General features: G+C 44.0%; 21 protein-coding genes and 5 tRNA genes. 14 read left to right on the forward strand and 12 right to left on the reverse strand.

Annotated features, from left to right (window positions below; all coding sequences use genetic code 11):
* From tuf to LZ23_RS17630, 7 genes are all read right to left on the reverse strand, one after another.
* On the reverse strand, positions 1–1,193 hold a 1,193-nt coding region (gene tuf, locus LZ23_RS17595), incomplete at its 3' end, for an elongation factor Tu (RefSeq protein WP_045212973.1).
* Positions 1,194–1,518: 325 nt separating this feature from the next.
* Positions 1,519–1,594, reverse strand: a tRNA-Thr gene (locus LZ23_RS17605).
* 22 nt (positions 1,595–1,616) lie between these two features.
* A tRNA-Gly gene (locus tag LZ23_RS17610) sits at positions 1,617–1,693 on the reverse strand.
* Between the two features lie 107 nt (positions 1,694–1,800).
* A tRNA-Tyr gene (locus LZ23_RS17615) sits at positions 1,801–1,886 on the reverse strand.
* A gap of 1 nt (position 1,887) precedes the next feature.
* Positions 1,888–1,963: transfer RNA gene (locus LZ23_RS17620), tRNA-Thr, on the reverse strand.
* A gap of 439 nt (positions 1,964–2,402) precedes the next feature.
* Positions 2,403–3,293 carry an Mrp/NBP35 family ATP-binding protein gene (locus LZ23_RS17625; RefSeq protein WP_045216343.1) on the reverse strand — a complete coding sequence of 297 codons (891 nt, stop codon included), beginning with the start codon at positions 3,291–3,293 and terminating at the stop codon, positions 2,403–2,405.
* 131 nt (positions 3,294–3,424) lie between these two features.
* On the reverse strand, positions 3,425–4,066 hold the full coding sequence (locus LZ23_RS17630; RefSeq protein ID WP_232300536.1) for a protein-L-isoaspartate(D-aspartate) O-methyltransferase: 642 nt from the start codon (positions 4,064–4,066) through the stop codon (positions 3,425–3,427).
* 401 nt (positions 4,067–4,467) lie between these two features.
* On the opposite strand from LZ23_RS17630, the gene LZ23_RS17635 reads away from it, so the two are divergent.
* Positions 4,468–4,905: a CBS domain-containing protein gene (locus LZ23_RS17635; RefSeq protein WP_045216344.1), complete on the forward strand. Its 438-nt coding sequence runs from the start codon at positions 4,468–4,470 to the stop codon at positions 4,903–4,905.
* Between the two features lie 579 nt (positions 4,906–5,484).
* On the opposite strand, the gene wrbA is transcribed toward LZ23_RS17635, so the two are convergent.
* From wrbA to LZ23_RS17655, 3 genes are all read right to left on the reverse strand, one after another.
* On the reverse strand, positions 5,485–6,093 hold the full coding sequence (wrbA, locus tag LZ23_RS17645; protein WP_045216347.1) for an NAD(P)H:quinone oxidoreductase: 609 nt from the start codon (positions 6,091–6,093) through the stop codon (positions 5,485–5,487).
* The gene (locus LZ23_RS17650) at positions 6,093–7,259 is read right to left on the reverse strand and encodes a tetratricopeptide repeat protein (RefSeq protein ID WP_157493318.1); all 1,167 of its coding nucleotides are present in this window, start codon (positions 7,257–7,259) and stop codon (positions 6,093–6,095) included. Before LZ23_RS17650 ends, wrbA begins: the two co-directional genes overlap by 1 nt.
* Before the next feature lie 230 nt (positions 7,260–7,489).
* Entirely contained in the window at positions 7,490–8,272 is a 783-nt protein-coding gene (locus LZ23_RS17655; RefSeq protein WP_045216352.1) for a ParA family protein, read from the reverse strand.
* Positions 8,273–8,930: 658 nt separating this feature from the next.
* Between LZ23_RS17655 and LZ23_RS17660 the strand changes: the two genes are divergently transcribed.
* Positions 8,931–9,689 (forward strand): NlpC/P60 family protein, encoded by a 759-nt coding sequence (locus LZ23_RS17660; protein ID WP_198146039.1) that lies wholly within the window; start codon positions 8,931–8,933, stop codon positions 9,687–9,689.
* A gap of 41 nt (positions 9,690–9,730) precedes the next feature.
* Here LZ23_RS17660 and LZ23_RS17665 read toward each other — a convergent pair whose 3' ends face one another.
* Complete coding sequence (locus tag LZ23_RS17665) at positions 9,731–10,069, reverse strand: hypothetical protein (protein ID WP_045216355.1); 339 nt, start codon at positions 10,067–10,069, stop codon at positions 9,731–9,733.
* 107 nt (positions 10,070–10,176) lie between these two features.
* Here LZ23_RS17665 and LZ23_RS17670 point away from each other — a divergent pair, with 107 nt between their 5' ends.
* The 11 genes from LZ23_RS17670 to LZ23_RS17735 all read left to right on the forward strand — a co-directional run bounded on the left by LZ23_RS17670 (position 10,177) and on the right by LZ23_RS17735 (position 18,616).
* Complete coding sequence (locus tag LZ23_RS17670; RefSeq protein WP_045216357.1) at positions 10,177–10,461, forward strand: 4Fe-4S binding protein; 285 nt, start codon at positions 10,177–10,179, stop codon at positions 10,459–10,461.
* Positions 10,462–10,780: 319 nt separating this feature from the next.
* The gene (locus tag LZ23_RS17675; RefSeq protein ID WP_084591132.1) at positions 10,781–12,451 is read left to right on the forward strand and encodes a DEAD/DEAH box helicase; all 1,671 of its coding nucleotides are present in this window, start codon (positions 10,781–10,783) and stop codon (positions 12,449–12,451) included.
* Positions 12,452–12,607: 156 nt separating this feature from the next.
* Positions 12,608–12,826 carry a hypothetical protein gene (locus tag LZ23_RS17680; RefSeq protein ID WP_045216358.1) on the forward strand — a complete coding sequence of 73 codons (219 nt, stop codon included), beginning with the start codon at positions 12,608–12,610 and terminating at the stop codon, positions 12,824–12,826.
* A gap of 326 nt (positions 12,827–13,152) precedes the next feature.
* The gene (locus LZ23_RS17690; RefSeq protein WP_052507488.1) at positions 13,153–14,007 is read left to right on the forward strand and encodes a universal stress protein; all 855 of its coding nucleotides are present in this window, start codon (positions 13,153–13,155) and stop codon (positions 14,005–14,007) included.
* 151 nt (positions 14,008–14,158) lie between these two features.
* Positions 14,159–14,235 (forward strand) — tRNA-Met (locus LZ23_RS17695).
* A gap of 425 nt (positions 14,236–14,660) precedes the next feature.
* A complete protein-coding gene (locus tag LZ23_RS17705; protein WP_045216363.1) occupies positions 14,661–16,016 on the forward strand; it encodes an outer membrane homotrimeric porin in 1,356 nt (451 codons plus the stop codon).
* Between the two features lie 321 nt (positions 16,017–16,337).
* Positions 16,338–16,586 (forward strand): GIY-YIG nuclease family protein, encoded by a 249-nt coding sequence (locus tag LZ23_RS17710; RefSeq protein ID WP_198146040.1) that lies wholly within the window; start codon positions 16,338–16,340, stop codon positions 16,584–16,586.
* A 326-nt stretch (positions 16,587–16,912) separates the two neighbouring features.
* On the forward strand, positions 16,913–17,179 hold the full coding sequence (locus tag LZ23_RS17715; protein ID WP_052507489.1) for a DUF4258 domain-containing protein: 267 nt from the start codon (positions 16,913–16,915) through the stop codon (positions 17,177–17,179).
* A 192-nt stretch (positions 17,180–17,371) separates the two neighbouring features.
* A complete protein-coding gene (locus tag LZ23_RS17720; protein ID WP_052507490.1) occupies positions 17,372–17,623 on the forward strand; it encodes a type II toxin-antitoxin system MqsA family antitoxin in 252 nt (83 codons plus the stop codon).
* A gap of 649 nt (positions 17,624–18,272) precedes the next feature.
* Positions 18,273–18,398: a hypothetical protein gene (locus LZ23_RS25390; protein ID WP_269745193.1), complete on the forward strand. Its 126-nt coding sequence runs from the start codon at positions 18,273–18,275 to the stop codon at positions 18,396–18,398.
* Positions 18,395–18,616, forward strand: coding sequence for a hypothetical protein (locus LZ23_RS17735; protein ID WP_045216367.1), 222 nt, complete (start codon positions 18,395–18,397; stop codon positions 18,614–18,616). Before LZ23_RS25390 ends, LZ23_RS17735 begins: the two co-directional genes overlap by 4 nt.
* 576 nt (positions 18,617–19,192) lie before the next feature.
* Here the strand turns inward: LZ23_RS17735 and LZ23_RS17745 are convergent.
* Positions 19,193–20,488: an ATP-binding protein gene (locus LZ23_RS17745; protein WP_198146041.1), complete on the reverse strand. Its 1,296-nt coding sequence runs from the start codon at positions 20,486–20,488 to the stop codon at positions 19,193–19,195.
* A gap of 370 nt (positions 20,489–20,858) precedes the next feature.
* On the opposite strand from LZ23_RS17745, the gene LZ23_RS17750 reads away from it, so the two are divergent.
* Entirely contained in the window at positions 20,859–21,158 is a 300-nt protein-coding gene (locus LZ23_RS17750) for a hypothetical protein (protein WP_052507491.1), read from the forward strand.
* Positions 21,159–21,344 lie beyond the last annotated feature (186 nt).

The raw sequence follows: 21,344 nt of genomic DNA on the forward strand, positions 1-21,344 counted from the left end.
TACTCCGTAATTTCAGACACAACGCCTGCGCCCACTGTTCTGCCGCCTTCACGAATTGCAAAGCGCAGTCCTGGTTCCATGGCTATTGGCGCTATCATCTCAACATCAAATGTTGTATTGTCTCCGGGCATTATCATTTCCACACCTTCAGGCAGTGTCACTACACCGGTTACGTCGGTGGTACGGAAATAAAACTGGGGACGGTAACCACCGAAAAACGGCGTATGACGTCCACCTTCTTCCTTGCTCAGTACATATACTTCGGCCTTGAAACGACGATGAGGGGTTATGGACTTGGGCGCTGCAAGAACCTGCCCGCGTTCTACATCATCTCGCTTGATGCCCCGAAGAAGTACTCCCACATTATCACCAGCCTGACCCTGATCAAGAATCTTGCGGAACATTTCAACACCTGTGCAAACTGTCTTGGTGGTGTCTTTCATGCCCACAATCTCAACCTCTTCGCCTACCTTGATGATGCCACGCTCCACTCGGCCGGTCACTACCGTACCGCGACCGGATATGGAAAAGACATCTTCAATGGGCATCAAAAATGGCCTGTCAATGTCGCGCTCAGGCTCAGGTATAAATGTGTCGCAGGCTTCTACAAGCTCATGAATGCACTTGGCTTCTTCTGAACCGGAATCTTCTGTCTCAAGAGCCTTCAGGGCGCTGCCGTGTATTACAGGTGTATCGTCTCCGGGAAATCCATACTTTGTCAAAAGTTCGCGCACTTCAAGTTCTACCAGTTCAAGAAGTTCTGGATCATCAACAAGGTCTACCTTGTTCAGAAAAACTACAAGACTGGGAACACCTACCTGACGGGCAAGAAGGATGTGCTCTCTTGTCTGGGGCATAGGACCATCTGTGGCTGCTACCACCAGAATGGCACCGTCCATCTGTGCTGCACCTGTAATCATGTTTTTGATGTAGTCGGCGTGACCCGGGCAGTCCACATGAGCGTAGTGACGATTGTCGGACTCGTACTCTACGTGAGCAGTTGCTATGGTGATGCCTCGTTCCTTTTCTTCAGGGGCCTTGTCAATCTGATCAAAAGCTACAAAACTGCCTCCGCCCTTCATGCTCAAAACCTTAGTTATGGCTGCTGTCAGGGTGGTTTTACCATGATCGATGTGGCCTACAGTGCCGATATTAACATGCGGTTTTTTCCGCTCAAATTTTGCCTTTCCCATCTCTTCCCCCTGTTAACTTTTTTTGGGATTGTTGCCCAAAGGTTACTGTTCAGGCCCGGCTGCTTCAGAATTACATTGCCAGCAGCCTGTCGACAAAAAAACTATAAAGATTTATTTCCTGAAAAAAGTCTTTCATGCGTTTTCAACCTGAATATTGCGCATGAAAATATGTTTATACATCAAATATATTATGGCTTGCCTGAAGGACAAGCATTAAAAGCAAATTACCGGAAATCTTATGCATCAACACCCAGGCTGCATGATTTGCCGCGCATCACTTGATTTGACTGTATCAGGAATATATGAGGCTGGCCTTATGCCTGACTGGAGCCCACGACCGGACTTGAACCGGTGACCTCTTCCTTACCAAGGAAGTGCTCCACCGACTGAGCTACGTGGGCTTGCCTTAGACTGGAAATATAATGGAGCGGGAAACGGGACTCGAACCCGCAACCCTCAGCTTGGAAGGCTGATGCTCTAGCCAATTGAGCTATTCCCGCTAATTATACTGTAGTCAAGCAACAGGTTTAACCTGCCTCCTACAAATTGCAAGCCTTGAGCACAAAGAAGGTCCGGACTTTCCCGGACCTTTCGCGCTAATATTTTATGGTGGAGGGGGGAGGATTTGAACCTCCGAAGGCATACGCCGACAGATTTACAGTCTGTTCCCTTTGGCCACTCGGGTACCCCTCCATGGAGCTGGCGATGGGACTTGAACCCGCAACCTGCTGATTACAAGTCAGCTGCTCTACCAATTGAGCTACGCCAGCCAAAGGAATTGGGAGATATATATGTTCGAATTTTAAAATGCAAGCTTTTTTTTGACTTTTTTTATTTTTTTTGATCTTTCCAGCTAACTATTGATTTAATTAAATCAGCCAGACTGAATTTTCAGGGATGCTTACGATCAATCCGCCCTGTTAACCTGGGTAAAAAACTTCTTTATTCAGCCCTCAGCCTTGAACTTAAGCCTTCTTCTTTCTTCTTTCTTCTTTCTTCTCCCTTCAACCTTCAGCCTTCTTCCTTCTCCCCTCTTCCCTCTTCCTTCTTCCTTCAGCCTTCTTCCCTCTTCCTTCCTCCTTCAGCCTTCAGCCTTCAGCCTTCTTCCCTCTCCATTCAGCCTGAAAACTATAACTCTCCAGGATTACGATCCTTGTTTCAGCTGGGTTGTGGACAAAGCCTGGTTTAAGAGTAAACAATCTATGCAATCTATTTATGCACAGTAGAGACAGCTTCAAGGCTGTCCTTTGCTGCCTGCTCAACTGTCTCGGCAAGCTTTTTAAGTGAGTCTTTGGCTGGGGACGGCTCATCAATGAGCACTACAGGCTTTCCGAGGTCTCCAGCCACCACGCTGACCGGGTCAAGAGGTATAGCTCCAAGAAAAGTCAGGCCATACTTCTCAGCCAGTTCTTTGCCGCCGCCTTTTTTAAACAGACTTACTTCTCCCTGACAATGAGGACAAATCAGACCGCTCATGTTTTCAACAATGCCTAAAATATTTGCTTTGGCATACTGTAAAAAGTTAATTGACTTGCGCACATCAGCCAGAGAAATCTCCTGTGGAGTTGTAACAACCATACACAAAGCATCTGGAATGGTTTTAAGTACCGTCATGGGCTCATCACCAGTTCCGGGAGGGGAGTCAATGATCAGAAAGTCAAGTTCCCCCCAACCTACATCTGAAACAAATTGTCGAATGGCAGATGTCTTCATGGGGCCTCTCCACAAGATGGCCTGATCCGGATCTTTAAGAAGTGACTCCATGGACACAACAGACAAATTTTCGTTGTATTTTTTTGGTTTTACGATACTCCCTTTTTCCACATCAAGCTGTCCTTTGATACCTAACAGATGAGGCACAGATGGACCATGAATATCAACATCTAAAAGCCCTACTTTTTTTCCCATGTCAGCAAGTGCAGCAGCAAGGTTAACGGCAACCGAGCTCTTACCCACCCCTCCTTTGCCGCTCATTACAAAAATCTTGTAATGAATTTTGGATAATGTAGAGCTGATGAGCTCATCCTGAATAGTCTTAGCGGGGCTTTTGGCGCTTTTTCCCTGAGAAGGACAAGTTTTACATTCCTGTTTATCTGTCATTTTATACCTCTAATATATATTTGTCTGCAAAGTCATTATTGGCTCTGTTTTGATGATTTAGGTGGAAGTTTAACCATTTTTCACGCAAGCAGGGGACAATTATCAGGCCCCAGGAATCATAAGTGGTGGTACTACCAGCCAAACTTTCCCACCAGGTCAACAAATGCCACACTGCCCATATCATCCTGTTTTGTGTCACGGCCATCCTTGATCACTCTGATAAGCTTCTGACTTCTTTTAGACGCGCCCACCGGTATGATCAAAATCCCATGGTCCTCAAGCTGATCAACAAGGGGGGGTGGAACGTCAGGTCCTCCTGCAGTTACAAGTATCCGGTCATAAGGTCCTTTTTCATGCCAGCCCATGGTGCCGTCATCCAGCTTGGTCTTAATATAGTGATATTTTAAATTGGAAAACAATTGTCTCGCCTTTTGATAAAGGGCTTTTATCCTTTCCACTGTGAATACGTCAGCGCCCATTTCGGCAAGCACAGCAGCCTGATATCCCGAGCCTGTACCAATTTCGAGAACTTTTACTCCCGGCTTGATCTGCAGCAGACTGGACATCAGGGCTACAATGTAAGGCTGAGAAATTGTCTGGCCATGCCCGATAGGCAGAGGATGATCTTCATATGCCTGAGCCTGCAGGGCCTCATCCACAAACAAATGCCTCGGTACGCTTCTCATGGCTCTCAAAACCTCAGGATCAGTTACACCTCTGGCCTCAATCTGTTCGCGCACCATCTTTTCTCTTTTTCTTCTGGGATCAATCACAAACTCTCACACTCCATTCTGGATTTGCAATCATTTAACATTTCTGTGCCTGCTTTGTCGATACGCTCACATAAATATTTTTCATCAGGCTGTCCACGTAATTTTCAAAGCCTGAAAAATCGCTTCTGAGCATCGTCATTTAAAGCTCCTTTCCAGGGCGGCCCGGGACCGAACGTGTGAGTAACTTTAAGAATCTGTCACTTTTCTGGAAATTGGGTCTCGGAGTAACCAGTCCCCGTGCCGCTTCCAATGGTCTAATCTGTCCATTGACGGAAATGCAGCAAAAGTATATTAATCAATGACAAAACAATAATTATCAAGTCAAACACTATAAAATCTTCTGACTTGGCCTATAATGACAGATGCTAAAGCCCTCTTAAACAAACTTTAAAGGAAATCTCATGTTAAAAGTCAGTGATATTATGACCAGAGATGTTTTCACATTGAAAGAGACCGACAACCTGGCCCTGGCCAGATCAGTCATGCACCTTGCCAGAATAAGGCACATACCTATTGTCTCAGATTCCAACGTTTTCATTGGCCTGCTCACACATAGAGACATTCTGGATGCCACAGTGTCCAAACTTGCCGATGTTGACAGCCAGACTCAGGAAGAAATTGATCGGGGCATTCCTGTAATGGAAATTATGAACATCAAGGTAAAGACTATCTCTTCCGGCGAAACTCTGAAAAACGCTGCCACAGTGCTGCTGGAGCACAAATTTGGCTGTCTGCCTGTAGTTGATGACAATCAACTTGTTGGCATTATTACAGAAGCTGACTTTCTCAGCCTGACCATCAATCTTTTGGATGCTCTGGATGATGACCCTCAGGCTTAGCAAGATACTGCTTAAGACCTGCCCCAAGAGACAAAAAGGAAGTTACGGGCGATGGCACGTAAGGAAAAAAATATGTAACTGTTCACCACATTATGTATCTGTTTAGCGCTTTTAAGGAAAGCAGGGGACAGGCACTCCGGGACCCACTTGAGCATCAATTTGTGCTAAAAAATGACTCATTTTTGGGACAAGTGGGATCCGGAAGAGCCAGTCCCCCTCCGGGCTGTATGCCTCCGGGCAGGAAACCGTGCCACATCAAAAGCGGTAAACAGATACCACATTATTCTACTTTCAGATAAAGCCAGCATCCTGGCTTGTTTGACCAGCCCGGAACGCGTTAGTCAAAATCAAGGATATGAAGACGGAATCTCCGCTGCTTGAACAAATTACTGGTTTTGACTCAGGCGGTCATGCTGGGAGTTTGCAGCAACACAAAACTAATCAGGATGCTGGCTGACTTAGAAACATGGTAAATAGCTACGAAAATATCAAAAAAAAAGGTCGCAGCAACTGCAGCGACCCTTAATCCAAAATGTGGCAGCATAAAACTATAATTCATACATCAGGCTGCCCTTTTCGTCACCCAAGCCGAGCAGCCAGCTCAGCTACATGACGCCCCTGGAAACGGGCTGCGTCAAGCTCATTGCGGCTGGGCATCCTCTGACCTTCACCTCCGGCTATGGTGGTAGCACCATAGGGAGACCCGCCTGTTACCTCATCAATGCGCGTCTGCCCCTGAAAGGAATACGGAAGCCCGACTATAACCATTCCATGGTGCAGCAATGTTGTGTGAAAGCTTAGAATCGTTGACTCCTGACCTCCATGCTGTGTAGCTGTACTGGCAAACACACTGCCCACTTTGCCGATAAGTGCTCCTGCAGCCCATAACTTGCCTGTTGCATCAAGAAACTGACGCATTTGACCACACATATTGCCAAAACGTGTCGGTGTGCCAAATATAATGGCTGAGGCTTCATCAAGTTCATCAACTGTACAGACTGGAACTTCATTCATTTTATCCTGGGCCTGGACAGCTCCCATTTTTTCAAGGATATCCTTAGATAATGTTTCCGGTACCCTTCTGAGGTCCACTTTAGCACCTTCAACCTCTGCAGCTCCCTGAGCAATGGCCTCGGCCATAGTGTGCACATGTCCATACATTGAATAGTAGATCACCTTAATAATCATTATTTTTTCCTGCCCATTCCCAGTAATTTTTTAAGCTTTTCAATCATATCCTTAAGAGCACTTTTTTTGACAGGCGTAGAAACAGAGTTTAAACCCATCCATAGACCGTATTTTGCAGCTATCTGAAAATCCTTGTTTGCAGCGTAGCTCTTGCCAGCTTTGAGCAAGGCTACTGCACGATTGTGGTAGGCTTCAGCAAAATCACTTTTAATGGCTATAGCTGCAGTGAAATCATCAAGAGACTTGTCAAGCTGGTACTCATCAAGATAAGCTAACCCTCTGTCATTGAGCACTTGTGGCCAATTGGGCTTTAATTCCAAAGCTGCGTTAAGATAGTATATAGCCTTTTGTGGTGCGCTGTAAGCTGTTCCATCCCACAAGGCTCCGGCCTTTTCCCTCCACTGTTCAGCATCTGTTTGTTTGGACTCCCCTGCTGATACATTTTCCTGTGCAGAAATTTCTTTTTTCATATTACCCATTTCTTCCATAAGTTTGATTTTTTCCTGATTTAATACGTATAATTCACTGTCCTTATCGTTCAGTTTCGCCTTGTAGGCAGATTCCAGCTCAGCTACATCGCGAACTCTGGATTCCAGATCAGAAAACCTGCCTAACAGATCCTGTTTTTCCCTTTCCAGCGTCTGGTTTGCCAGCTCTTTCTCTTGCATCTGTGCAGAAATTGCCTCATTTTCCTTCTGTAGCTCCTGTATTTTAGCAGCTAACTCCTTCTCTTTTTCATTGACAGCAGCAGAGGCCTCTTCTTTATTCTTGAGTTCTATCTCAATAGCAGCCTTCTCCTGCTTGACTTTCTCCATGTCCGTGAGAAGATCCTGTCGCGATTTTTCATACTTTTCAGCTTCCAGATCTTTCTGCTCAAGCTTTGCTTCAATCTTATCCAGCTCTGCTATGAGCTTTTCCACCTTCTTAATCAATTGGGCCTTGGTCTCTTTCATGGTCGGAGGCTTGCGGATTCCAGCAGGTTGAGCCCTGGTCTGAGCCCCTGAACTACTGGTGTCTGGCTTGCTCTGTGTTTTATTCTCGGCTTCGCTTCTGGAAATGTTGATTTCCTTTTTCAGCCGAGCTTCTGCCTGGTCATTGATTAGGCTCTGCAACGCTTCGCTGTCCTTGCCGGGTGCATTCTGTCTGGTGGTTTGATTTGTAGGCATGTCAAGTCCTTTTGATTTTTTGTATTGGTTCAACCTTTCAATTAAGTTCAAGCCATCTGCAAGTTTAAAAATGTCTGACAACGTAGCCCCTGAGTTACTATAAAACAGCAGGTCAGGCACGACTGCCCACCTGCAGCATGCAATGGGCTGATTGTTACAAGCCAGTAAACTCTAAGCATAGCTGAAAAAGACTTGATCTTCCTTGAACAGGGCTCAACCAACACTATTTTTTACTTCCCTGAACCGATTCTAGCGACCAATTCCTTGGAAAAAGCCTGGTAGTCTAAGCAGCCTGATGATTTAGGGTCAAGGTCGCACACACATCTATTATTTAAGTTTGCCTTATTAATTGTAGTATTTCTGCGAATAACTGTATCGAAAACCATGTCGCCAAAATATTTGTTAATGGCCTCCATCACGAGCCTGCCCGCATTGGTTCTGGTATCCACCATAGTCACCAGGGCACCCAGCAGCCTGATGGATGATCCGGTATCCTCCCTGATGAGATCAACAGCCTGGACAAGGTGATCCACTCCCTGCAGAGCATAAACTGATTCTCCTTCTATGGGCAGAATATAATAGTCTGAAGCTGCAATTGCATTGGTTATCAGCGCTCCCTCTATCTGGGGAGGACAATCTATAAGAATGAAGTCATAGCTTGCATCAGCTTCACTTAGTTTATTCTTAAGCCCGTAAATCCTCTTGGCGGAATTGGGAGGCAATAAAGAAACCAGTGGGTAAGAATTCAGGTTTGTTGGCACCAGATCAACCCCAACAGGTGTATTTACAACACAACTCTCGAGGTTAACATCCTTGTCTGACAACAGGTTGCCAACAGTCATCTCGTGCTCAAAAGGATTTCTGCGACTGAGTGTCAGAGTCGAGTTACCCTGCGGATCAAGGTCAACCACCATAACTTTATGGCCGTTTTGTTGAAGGGCCCGGGAAGTATTGACCACGCTGGTGGTCTTGCCCACACCACCCTTGTAGTTTGCAAAGGCCACAATTTTCATGTTAGAATCCCTTACACAGCAGAAATGTTATCATGTCAGAATCAGCCCTTTGCATAGTTATTGGGAATTTTTAATTTGCTCAACTCTTTTTAAAATTCTCACATAAACTCAAACATACTGTCTCGTCAATATTTTTAATGAAAAAATCGTAACTATTCACCACATTTTTTCACTTTTGCGTACAGCCTGTACCCTGATTGGTTTTTGCCATTGCTGCTTGTTTGACCAGCCCTGAGCCCGTTAGTAACTTACCGCCTCAACGCCTCAATTCTGCAGAAAAAAAATGTTATCAGTGAATAGTTGATTATTAATTGTTAAAGAATAATAGCCTGAATTCACTGCCTTACCCTGATTACAGTTAACAAATAACAGATAACTGGGTTGTGGGCACAGTCCGCATTAGTCAAAATCAAGAATATGAGGACGGACTCTCGGCTACTTGAATAAATTACTGATTTTGACTTACGGGCTCATGCTGGGTGTTTGCAGCAACAGAAAACCAGTCAGAATACAGACTGTTCTCACAGCATGGTGAATAAATCCAAAAAATAAATCATAATTACTTTAGACCCCATGGATTGACACCTCAATCCATGGGGTCTAAAGTAAATTTATGAGGACACTGTCATTAATTAAGCCCCTGAAATAAGGACAACCAATGAAGAAATTTTATATCTTCACAGTCTTGCTTGCCTCAATTCTCATCCTTCAGGCCTGCTCTAAACATTCCGGTACAGTTCCGACAAGAGGGCCTGCTCCAGAACGTGAAATAGCCAGAATGCAATACAGCGTTCAGGTCGGAGCCTTTGCTGTATTAGACAATGCTGTTCGCCTGATGAGCCAGCTGGAACGAATGGGGGTTGAGGCTTACTATTTCAGGGATCAGGACCAGCTTTATAAGGTACGTTTTGGCAATTACCCATCTTACCAGGCTGCGCGATCCAATGCCACAAACCTCCAGGCAAGAGGCATTATCAGCAATTTTTTCATTATTCTTCCCGAGAGCTACTCCGTTGCCAGGATACCCAGAACCGGTGTCAATCATGTCCGCCAGGAAATTGTCAGAACCGCTCACAGTTTCATAGGGGTCCCCTACAGATGGGGAGGTGAAACCAGAGAATCAGGCTTTGACTGCAGCGGATTGACCATGGTAGTTTACAGACAAAACGGACTGAACCTGCCGAGGGTGTCCCGATATCAGTTCCGGGCTGGACGCCCAGTAAACCTGAGATCAATTCAAAAGGGCGACCTTGTCTTCTTTGCCACCGGCAGCCCGGGCAGAGTATCCCATGTGGGGATATATATTGGAAGAAACAGATTTATCCACGCCCCGTCTACAGGCAGCAATGTAAGAATAGAACAGTTATCCAATCCTTATTTCAGCTCAAGGTTCATGGGGGCCAGAACCTATCTCTGAGTATTACCAGACCATATTACAGATAGACCAATACACGGGAATCATAAAAGCTTATCCACCTTCATCATACACGCAAACTCCCTGGCCATATCTGGTATACCCTGCCTATAGCTTTCTTTTTCTGTCTCAAAAACGTAAAGGGTCAGATTTTTGCTTTCATCCCTGTTCAAAAATAGACTTCTTTTGGATATACATGTTTCTTCAGTCATAATGCTTTGGCCTGTCTTGGAGAAGAAAGGCATGGCATATTCTGCTTCTGCAGATGACCACTTGTAAAGAACCCCGTCATCATTGGGAGGCGATTGATCTTTGTATTTTTCTTTCCAGCCTGAAGATTCAAAAAGTTCCACCAGCGTTTTTTCTCCCTGACACCTATTCATGGTCTCCTCCTTGCATTTTTCGCTTTGCCCGTTTATCCTTGCCAAAAAACATTGTCCGTATTAAGAATAAATGTTTAGAAAGTAATGAAACCCAAGGATACTAAAAAATGAAAGTTGTCAATAACAAGAGTTTCCCTGAATTGCCGGTAACCATTCACATAAACCCTGACAGGTGTGATGGCTGCGGAATTTGCAAGGATGTATGCCCTGTAGAGGCTCTCAATGTCATAAACAGTGCCCGGAGGCCTGGAAAAAAACTAATTGTTGTTGATCCCCAGTTATGTCATGGATGCGGAGTTTGTCAGGCTACCTGCCCCAAGGAGGCCATAGCGCTGCCGGGACTTGGGCCTGATGAAATGCGTGAATATATTGCACTGGCCATAGCCGGATAAAATGCCTTTTTCTTTTTTTATCAGAACCCTGAATGACCTGATATGTATCCCCGTAGCAGAAAAACACTGAGGGATCTTTGGCACTCCCCACAGCAGTAAGCATTTCTTAAACCATATGACTGAAGCAGATAAGAAATATGCCTGCTTGTCCCCTGACACAAGTGCTAACTTGCAAAACTCTGCCAATGTACTCTTGATTTTTCAACTTTTCAACCGGCAGATGACTGTCAGCATGACATAAATCCGGGCACACTGAATTTTGAACCCGCAGTAAAACCAGTTAACCATTAATCTTTAAGGATATAAACAAAAACAACTTATGGAAACCATTAAATTTGAATCCCTGAACCTCACTACTGAAACCCTCAAAGGCATTGAAGATATGGGCTTTGAGGAAACATCTCCCATCCAGGCCCAGTCCATACCGGCCATTTTGCAAGGCCGAGATATTATTGGTCAGGCCCAGACCGGAACAGGCAAAACCGCTTCTTTCGGAATCCCACTTCTGGAAAAGATTGATACGCAATCAAAAACCATCCAGGCAATAGTGCTCTGCCCCACAAGAGAACTGGCCATTCAGGTGGCTGAAGAGATCAGCGCTCTTGGAAAATTTCATAAAGGACTGAATGTATTGCCGGTATACGGAGGCCAGCCCATAGAAAGACAGATCAAGGCCCTGCGTCAGGGGGTCCAGATCATTATCGGCACACCGGGCAGGCTTATGGATCATATGTCCCGGAAAACCTTAACCTTAGACAACATCAGATATGCAGTTCTGGATGAAGCCGATGAAATGCTGGATATGGGCTTTCGCGATGATATTGAAACAATTCTGGCAGCCACCCCAAGACAAAGACAGACCATTTTTTTCTCAGCTACCATGCCAGTGGCCATCACCCGCATGGCGGAAAAATATCTTACAGATCCCAAGATAGTAAAAATCTCACACAAGGTTCTTACCGTACCTGGCATTGATCAGATTTTTTTTGAAGCCCACAAAGGCAAACGCATGGAAGCCCTGTCCAGAATAATCGACTATTACAACCCCAAACTGTCCATTGTATTTTCAAATACCAAACGGGGAGTAGATCATATTGTCCGGCACCTGCAGGTGCGGGGATATCTTGCTGACGGCCTTCATGGTGACATGAACCAGAACCAGCGAGATCGCGTCATGGCTGCGTTCAGATCCGGCAACACTGAAATACTGGTTGCTACTGACGTAGCAGCCCGAGGCATAGATGTTGACGATATTGAAGCTGTCATCAACTTTGATATCCCCAATGATGTGGAATACTATGTCCACCGCATCGGCCGCACCGGAAGAGCTGGAAGACAGGGCAAGGCATTTACTTTTGTCTCAGGCAAGGAAATGTATAAAATCAGGGATATTCAAAAATTCACTAAATCCAAAATATCTCAGCAGCGTATTCCGAGCATTGTGGATGTTGAACAGGCGAGAAGCGAAAAGTTCATGGGCCTGATAAAAGAAACCATTGCAGCCGGAGGGCTGGACAAATACCTTGGTATTGTTGAGCGCTTCATAGAGAAGGAAGAAGACTCATCCTCGCTGGAAATGTCTGCTGCACTGCTAAAAATGCTGATGGGTCCGGGCTTTGAAGGAGAATCCCATGAAGAACCTCTTTCAGATACTATGACAGGCTCCGAGCGAGGCATGGTTCGCTTAAGCCTGAACATCGGCCAGGAAAATGACATTGCCATCAAGGATATTGTGGGTGCCATTGCCGGTGAAACAGGTATTCCCGGCAGACTTATCGGCAAAGTTGATGTGGGCAGAAATAACAGCTTTGTAGACGTGCCCGGGGAATACGCTTCCAATGTCATTGAAGTTATGGATGGCAACCAGATACGGGGCAAACGCATAAAGATCAGAAAGGCTGGACTGGATGAAAATATTCCTTCCGTCAGACGCAAGCCAGGTTTTCATAAATCACGCAAAAGCAGGCCCAAAAAACCGCGTCAAAGATAAAAAAACAAGGAATTTTTCCAATATCCTTGATGGCCGCCCACTGGCCAATGAATAAAGGAATAATTTTCCAGCAACAGTTCAGCATAAAGTATTCAATATTTTAGCCGATACAGCTGAACAGGTACTGTTTTCGCTCTAATCCACCGGGGAGGAAGTATGGAAGTACAAAACAATGCACAAATGAGCTGGTCGTTGGAATCGGTTCAGGCTAAAACCAGGACCGAGTTTGACGGTCAGCTGGTTACAAGTACTTTAGACAACTATAACCAGAATGTTAAGACCGGCTCAACAGGTAATGCTGACTACGATTTCCAGAAATCGGTTCTCGAACCTGCCTATCTGGGCGAAAGCTCAATAGTTAACCAGAAAGTATAAGTGATTAAGCCGAAAACAGTACCTTATTTTTCTTAAGCGGTTACTCGTGCGTTAGTCTTATTGCTCATGAAAACCAGCCTGTCCTGCGATAATTTTCCAATTCCTGAGGCAGTCAAAAACAATAAATTTTGTAACAGTTTAGCCGTTTGCATGTGGCACGGCTTCCTGCCCGGAGGCATACAGCCCGGAGGGGGACTGGCTCTCCCAGCCATTGTTTTGTTAAGTCTGTGTTTTACATCAACAAAAAACAAGGGCTGGGGTGCCTGTCCCCTGGTTTCCTTAGAAAAGGGCTAAACTATTACTAAATTTTAAACACAAATTCGCATATGAAACACAATAAACATATCCTGCTCGCAACCGGCAACGACCGGACCCATCAATATGGATCAAAATTTCTGGGCTATTTTTTTCAGGACAAGAAAAATGTGCTTGTGGACATTTTATGTATAGCCCCGGTCAGACCTTCCAGCCAGGGACAAATTTCAAACAAAAAATCATCAGCAAAAGATATGAATTCATTTCAATCTGTAGTTGATTCTGTTAAGTCCAAGCTGGTTGATCTGGAATTTCCCAGTGAAAATCTAAAAACAGACGTTAAGGTTAACTCGCTCTCCACTGTAAAAGATATTGTGGCGTATGGAAGAAAAGGTTTGTACGATGCACTTGTTCTTGGAAGACGGGGGCTTACCCTTCTCGAGAACCTGATTCAGGACAGCGTCAGCAGCAAGATATTAGATGAGCAGTGCGACATTCCCATCTGGATATGTCGCATGCCTGAAAGAGAATACCATAATGTTCTTCTTTGCACTGATGGCTCCCTGCAAAGCCTCAATACTGCTGATCACGTTGGCTTTATGCTCAACAATGATTCCCGCCACAGTATTACCATAGCGCACGTTCAGGAACAATCAGGCAAAACAGACCAGATCATCAGCAATACTCTTGCTCAAATCACTGATAATGGTTTTCCAGAAAACAGGGTTTTCATTGAAGTTCTTGAAGGCAAAAACGTTTCTCAAATTATCCTGGACTATGCAGATAAAAATAAGTTTGCGGCCATAGCTATGGGTAGAAAGTGTTCAAGTTCTCCGGCCAAAGGACTGGCCAAATACTTTGTAGGTTCAGTCAGTGAAAAAGTCCTTAATAACTTCACCAGCTCAAGCCTCTGGATATGCAAGTGAGCATATTTTTTGCTTTCTTTTTTTTCCCAACACCTTGGTCCAGGTCCGCCTGGTTGAGACGTTTAAAATATGCTCAAGCAGTTGATTTCATGTTTTGACAATTTTTGACTTGATTTTTTTTTTCAAAGCCATTAACAAGCAATCTCTTTACGGCGAGGTAGCTCAGGTGGTTAGAGCATGCGGCTCATATCCGCAGTGCCGGGGGTTCAAGTCCCTCCCTCGCTACCATAAAAACTCAAAGGGTTCAGGCTGATTGCCTGGACCCTTTTTTGTTTTAGATTTAACTCTCCCCATTCTCTCATCATTTGCTGCCAAGCTGATTGTTGGCCAAATCTGGCAGGCCTGTTTGAGTCTCAAATTGCTTCTTGCTTGACAAGAATCTGTTACTGGAGTCGTCCCAGGTAAAAGACAAAGGCCCTGCCTGAATTTGATCCAAGGCGACATCTATCCTGACACATGGGGCTTTGAACTTCCCCAAAGAGTACAAATTTTTGCACAGTAAAAAAATTTTAACTTTTTCCATTTTTTTGACAAAAAAGACTTGCTTTTTTTTTTCGACCTCTTTAGAAAGGGTGCACAAGCCGATTACAGGTATGAGGCGTCAGGTATTTTTTTAAATTTTAACTTTTCTCAATGCAAAAGGAGAAAGACTTATGAAACGTTTAGTAGTAATAGCCATTATGGCTGCTTTTCTGCTTGGCACAGTGGGCGCAGCACAGGCCATTCAGTTCCAGGCCAAAGGTGACTGGCAAATGAGTGCTAACTATGTTAAAAATCCAGGATTTGATAGCGATGTTAAGGATGACCCTTTTCAAGCAGTACAACGCGTAAGAACAACTTTTGAGTTTATAGCAAATGAAAACCTGAAAGGTGTTGTACGCTTTAATACTGGAGATGTAAGATGGGGAGCCCGTAGCGATAGAGCTGGTGGATTAGATGTTGGAAACAGGTTTAACTGGGATTTTGACAGGGCTTATCTTGATTTCATGATCCCTAATTCACCTGTTAATATCAAAGCTGGTCTCCAACCAATCACTTTGCCTAACAATCTTGGTTCTTTTATTTTAGATGACAATGTATGGGGTGTATTTGGATCAACTCAGTTCAATGATATGGTTGGAGTGACCGTAGGATGGGCAAGATTAGCAGATGATGAAACCTCAGGACCTGCTGCAGGAGATCCGGGAAGATATAGCAAGGATGAAATCGATATGCTAGCCTTAATTGTACCCGTATCTTTGGATGGTGTTCAGCTTAACCCATTCGGTGCGGTCGCTTTTGCTGGCAAAAATGCTTTCAATCAGGTTGGTGGTAACGCAGATCCTACCTCCTCTACTCACTACTGGGTAGGTTTAAGTGCATCAATGGATATGTTTGATCCTATCACAGTAATGGCTGATTTTAATTTTGGTGGAAATTCCCACTTTGGTGAAAATGCAGCAGAACAAAATATTGGCAAAGCAAAAGGCTGGATTGCCAATCTTGCAGTTGCATACAACATGGATATGTTCACACCAATGATCTATGGACTGTATGAATCAGGTGAATCAAGAACCAGCACAGATGCTGGAAATACAAGCAGGGTTATGCCAACACTGAGTGGTGACCTTTGGGGATTCTCAACTTTTGGATTCTCAGGCTCACAGTTCAGAGGAAATGGACGCGCCAGACTTGGCCAGGCTAATGCAAGTGCGTTTGGACCATCAGGTAAGTGGGGAGTTGGATTCAAACTCGTTGACATAGCTTTCATTGATAAGCTCACACATGAATTTCAAGCTGGTTACTATCAAGGCACAAACCATAAAGACAACCTCGGTCTTTTCACCACAGCAGATAAAGCTTGGGAAGTTAACTTCAACAGTCAGTACCAGATGTACGAAAATCTGGCAGCCATTCTTGAACTTGGTTACATGGCAGTTGATATGAGTGCTCGAGGTACTGATTGGAGAGGTGATCTTGCTGATGACGCAGCATGGAAAGCAGCAGCTGGTTTCCGTTATCGCTTCTAATTAATCACAGTTAATAAATATACTGACGCCACAAAGGCCGGTAGAGTAATCTGCCGGCCTTTTTATTTTGGTGCTGTATAGATTTAGAAGTTTAGGAATTTAGGGATTGGGGGATTGGGGGATTGAGGGATTTGGGGATTTGGAATTCCGAGATCCAAAGTCCTTAGCCCGCAGAAAAACGCAACCAGTAAATAGCAAGATGACCCGCCCTCACCTGTCATTGCGAGGAGCGCCAGCGACGCGGCAATCTCAAGCTCAAACCGCATTTTTCCTGATATCACTCTCTTTACCTGTTTTTATTCTTCTGCTAACCAGATGAACATGAACGGGCACAACTATTACGTTTATATTCTGACCAACGAAAACAATACTGTCCTGTACACAGGAGTGACCAGGGATCTTATCCGTCGCTTAGATGAACACAAGAAAGGTGTGGGTAGCAGGTTTACAAAAAAATACAATCTTCACAAGCTGGTCTACTTTGAACACTTTTACCGGATTGAAACTGCAATTGATAGAGAAAAGCAAATCAAAGCAGGGTCAAAAGCTAAAAAAAGTTGCCTTGATTGAATCTCTTAACCAGGAGTGGAAGGATCTTACCGAAGATCTGAGATAATGTCAGTCAGGAATGGTATAAATCAGGCACCCAGCTTAAAGTGATACAGATTGCCGCGTTGCTGGCGCTCCTCGCAATGACAGGTAAGGTGTTCATCATTAAGGGCCAAATGACGCAATAATCTTTGTCTTCAACCCTTGACTGATCGGCTACTGGCTCAATATGTTAAAGGTTACTTCAGCCGGTTCCCTACTGCTTCGAAATGATCAGCAGTTCCTGCATTGACAAAACCTGATTTCATATCCAATATGACTAAAAATTTTAGAAAATTGGAAATACTGTGGATATATCAATCATTAAATCCAGTATCAAACTAAATAAGTATGAATATTCAATGCACGCTGATATTGAAAGAAAGGCTGATGACCTTACCCTGGAACAAGTGGAACAGGCATTATTACGTGGCCGCATCCTTGAAGCCTACCCTGATACTGGACGGGGTGAAAGTTGTCTGATTGTAGGATTTTCAGCTGACATTCCTATACATATCGTCTGTGGATGGAGAGGTGACAAGGTAGTTCTTATTACCGTCTATGTTCCTCACTGAATAGTTGGGAAAGTACATAGCAACAGTCAGTTCAAAAACCCCAAGTGCAAGGAGCACAAAAAGTTCAAGGTCGAAGCGTATTTATCCATACGTGAGAGTTTGAACTTTTTGTAGCGACGCAGCAATTGGGAGTTTTTCAACTGACTGGTAAACCTCCCAAATTCAAAGATCCATGAACCAGGGGAATCAAATATGATAGAAAAAAAATGTAACTTCTGTTCCTCAACTTCATGTGAACGCAAAAAAATTGATTACCTTTATTCATATAAGGGTAATTATCTTTTAGTTCCTGGCACTCCAGTAGAAATTTGCTCTGAATGTGGAATGATCTACTATGATGCAAAAGTTCTCAAGAGCATTGAGGAGCATTTTTTTGCGATTCAGTCCCAAAAGACCCTTCCTGATAATTATATTGAAATTCCAAGCTGGGCATACACAGGATAGACAAGAAGGTTTTTAATCAAGGAGATGTTTTCATGGCTGAAATCTATCCTGAAATAAAAAAACTTTTAGATCAGTACATTCAGGTGCTTGAAGATAACAGCATTCACATCCGAAAAATCTGATGCTCAAGCAGGTGCAGCACTCGCAATGACAGGTAAGGTGTTCATCATTGCTAGGAACAAGACAGAAAAGGTACAAATGTTGCGACTATCCCCGCATTCCCTTAACCAACCTGTACCATCAAAGCCTGTCATTGCGAGCGAGTCCCCGAGCGCGGCAATCTCAAGCTCAAACCAGAAATATCCTGACACCTGACTCAACACGCTACAGATTGCTTCGGTCGCTTAGGCTCCCTCGAGGGTGACAGGTGTTGCCGGATCTCTAAATGGTGCAACTATAACAAGCGCATTCCCAAGGAGAAAATGTTCGATTACCAGTCAACACTTGACGACAAATGCTCAAGTCATTAATTTTTCATACCATTGACAGAACAGCTCTTCTTACTCTAAAATTTATAATTATCAGAAAGGAGTTTCAGTGTGTCCTTTTTTGAAATTCTGGGTGAGATCAGCCAAATTCAGACCATTGCCCGGGAAAAGGGATTAGAGAACGCCAGAGACTGGTAAAACATTATGGCCCAGGAAACTGGATGAAGAAAAAAGGCATAGCAAGAATCATTTTTAATGATGGTCGTCATATCTGTTCAGCTGAAATTCACTGGTATGAAGCCCATGGCACTGGCAGAGTTGAATTCAAAATCAAGGAATTATTATGAAATCAAGTTTTTTTGTTTGCATATCCAATGATGAGTACCCAGCAGCTCTGGAACTCAGAAAAATTTACGAGGTAATTCCGGATGAAATTTCCTTACAAAAAGGTCTGCTCAGGGTAATTGACGAATCTGGAGAAGCCTACCTGTACCCTGGAACAATGTTTGAACCGATCCAAGTCCCAGACAATCTCGCCTGCACCCTCCACAGGCTGGCCTCGTAATTTGACCAACAGATCCTGGACTTAAGATCTCGTGATAAAAGTTGGACCGTCATTGCGAGGAACAAGGCAAAAAGCCGGGACAATTCTCGCATTCCCTTAACCAACCTGTACCATCAAAGCCTGTCATTGAGAGGGAGTCCCCGAGCGCGGCAATCTCAAGCTCAAACCACAATTATTCTGACACCTGCCTCAACACGGTACAGATTGCTTCGGTCGCTTAGGCTCCTCGCAATGACAGGTAAGGTGTTCATCACTGCAAGGAACAAGACTGAAAAGGCACAAATGTTGCGACTATCCTCCCATTCCCTTAACCAGCCTGTACCATCAAAGCCTGTCATTGCGAGCGAGTCCGCGAGCGTGGCAATCTCAAACTCAAACCGAAATTATCCTGACACCTGCCTCAACACGGTACAGATTGCCGCGTCGCTGGCGCTCCTCGCAATGACAGACAAAATGAATGTTTTGCAAAGGGCGTCAGTAAGATTGAAGCTTCCCTATGATCAAGTCGGGACAAACTGATAATAGACAACTATAACCTGACACCCTTAAATACCTCTTGCTATTAACATCACTCCACTATCCCCCTGAAAATTCCCCATCCTTTACAAAAAACTGACTGCCAGGGATGAAAATCACCTCTATACCCTGGACATTAATTGACATTTCCAGCTCATTATTGACCACATACACTTTATCCGGCTTATAAGCCTCAATAAAACTTCTGAGTGATCTGCTGAGCCTTGGTCTTTTCATTGCTCCAGACTTGACTTCTACGCCCACAAGCTGGTTCCCGGATTCCAGGACAAAATCCACTTCAGCACCTGAAGTGCTCCTCCAATAATAAATCTGATCATTAAGCATGTTTAAAGATTTGCATAGTTCAGAGAAAACCAGGTTTTCCATTAGCTGACCGCTATCCCCCCTGTTTGCCAGGTCATCAAATCCTCCAAAAAGATAATTCCTTATCCCATTATCCAGAAAGAAAATTTTGGGACGGGAAGTTATCTCCGCTCGCTTGCCGCCTGCAAAAGGAGGCACAAGCCTGATAATGTGGCTTTCTTCGAGGATGCTTAGATACTGGGTGACCGTATTTACGCTGATACCCAGATTTTCAGCAAAACTGGAATAGTTTGTCAGATTACCAACTTGAGAAGCCGCCAACTTCATCAGCTTCCTGAATGCCGATGAATTTTTGATATGATAAAGGTCTGACGCATCTCTGAGTACAAAGGCTTCTGTTAGTCTTCCCAGAACATCTTGTTTGCTTGTGCTGAGCCAGACTTCAGGGTAACCTCCGTAAAGAGCAAGCTCACTCCAAATTTCCTGAGCTTTCATTCTGACCACTGTTTCAGACCTGTTTACTGGAACAAGCTCTCTGAATCCAAAAGGGAGCAGAACATGCCTGATAGCACGTCCGGCCAGGGATTCCCTGGTTTTAGACTTAAGGTGGTAACTGGATGAGCCAGTAACCAGTATTTTTTTCCCAGGCTTCAGGTCAACTAACCCTTTCAAAAAAAGTCCAGCTTCCTCAAGATGCTGTGCTTCCTCAAAAAAGTATCCTGCTGCATCAGGAACCAGCTTATCCATCTCATCTAAGAATAAGGCTGGAGATGAGCAGGCTTCTTTCAGAATTTGTTCTTCGCAGTTTATAAAGATAAAGGGATTATGAGAGTTGCTGATGGCTTTCCAGGCGAGAGTTGACTTTCCTGCCTGCCTAGGTCCGATAATCAAGGTCACCTTGTCCTTACTTAATTCTGGACCAAGAGCTCTAACAATGTAATTTTCCGGTAAATGACGGACAGCATATCCAGGCCAGGCAAATTTGTCTTCGATCCAGGGATTAAGGCGCAGCATGACTCTGTAGGTGCTCATATCCATATTAGTGCCTCCAGTGCTTTAATATGAAATTAAGCCTTATCAATTCACTCGTCAATGAAAATTACCAGGGTTAATGCTAGATGCACTATGGCAGCCCTCTGTCTCAAGTTTCAAGAGCAACCAATGTTAGAAACATTTCATTTATACTTTACTGTCATTGCGAGGAGCGCCAGCGACGCGGCAATCTCAAACTTAAACCGCATTTTTCCTGATACCAGCCTCAAAAAAGTAAAGATTGTTTCAATCGCTGGGGCCTTACACATATTCATTTTGAGTATTTTTTGTTGACCTCATTTTAAATATAATTTAACTTTATGCATTGGTACATATAAGGTATTTTAACTGTGAAACTCTTTATGGTTTTTTGAGGTTTATTGTTAACTTAATTTTATATCATGTGGATGTTATTGACGTAAACGACGTAACCCCTTATCTGGGATTGGGATGGGGAACGAACTTTGGAGTTGATCGCAACTGGTTCTTCACATTTGACCTGGGAGTATTATACCATGGCTCACCGAGCATAAGTCTTAAAGCTGAAAATCCTTTGAACTTAGACATTCTTAATGAAGACATCAGAAGAGAAATAAAGGACATTGAAAGTGATGTTAAAAACTATCGCTGGTACCCGGTAGTTGCATTAGGTTTTACCTATAGATTTTAAATACCTTCGTTATAATAGCTTATAATGTTTGCAGATCCTGAAAAAAAAATAAGCCTGATAAATTCATTCATCAATGAAAATTACCAGGCTTATTTTTTGAAGTCTTTACCACTACATGGACACTTTGTTTAGTTTAATTGTAACAGTTCACCACATTCTTTCACTTTTGCGTAAAGCCTGCATCCT

Source organism: Desulfonatronovibrio magnus (assembly GCF_000934755.1).
GTDB lineage: Bacteria > Desulfobacterota > Desulfovibrionia > Desulfovibrionales > Desulfonatronovibrionaceae > Desulfonatronovibrio > Desulfonatronovibrio magnus.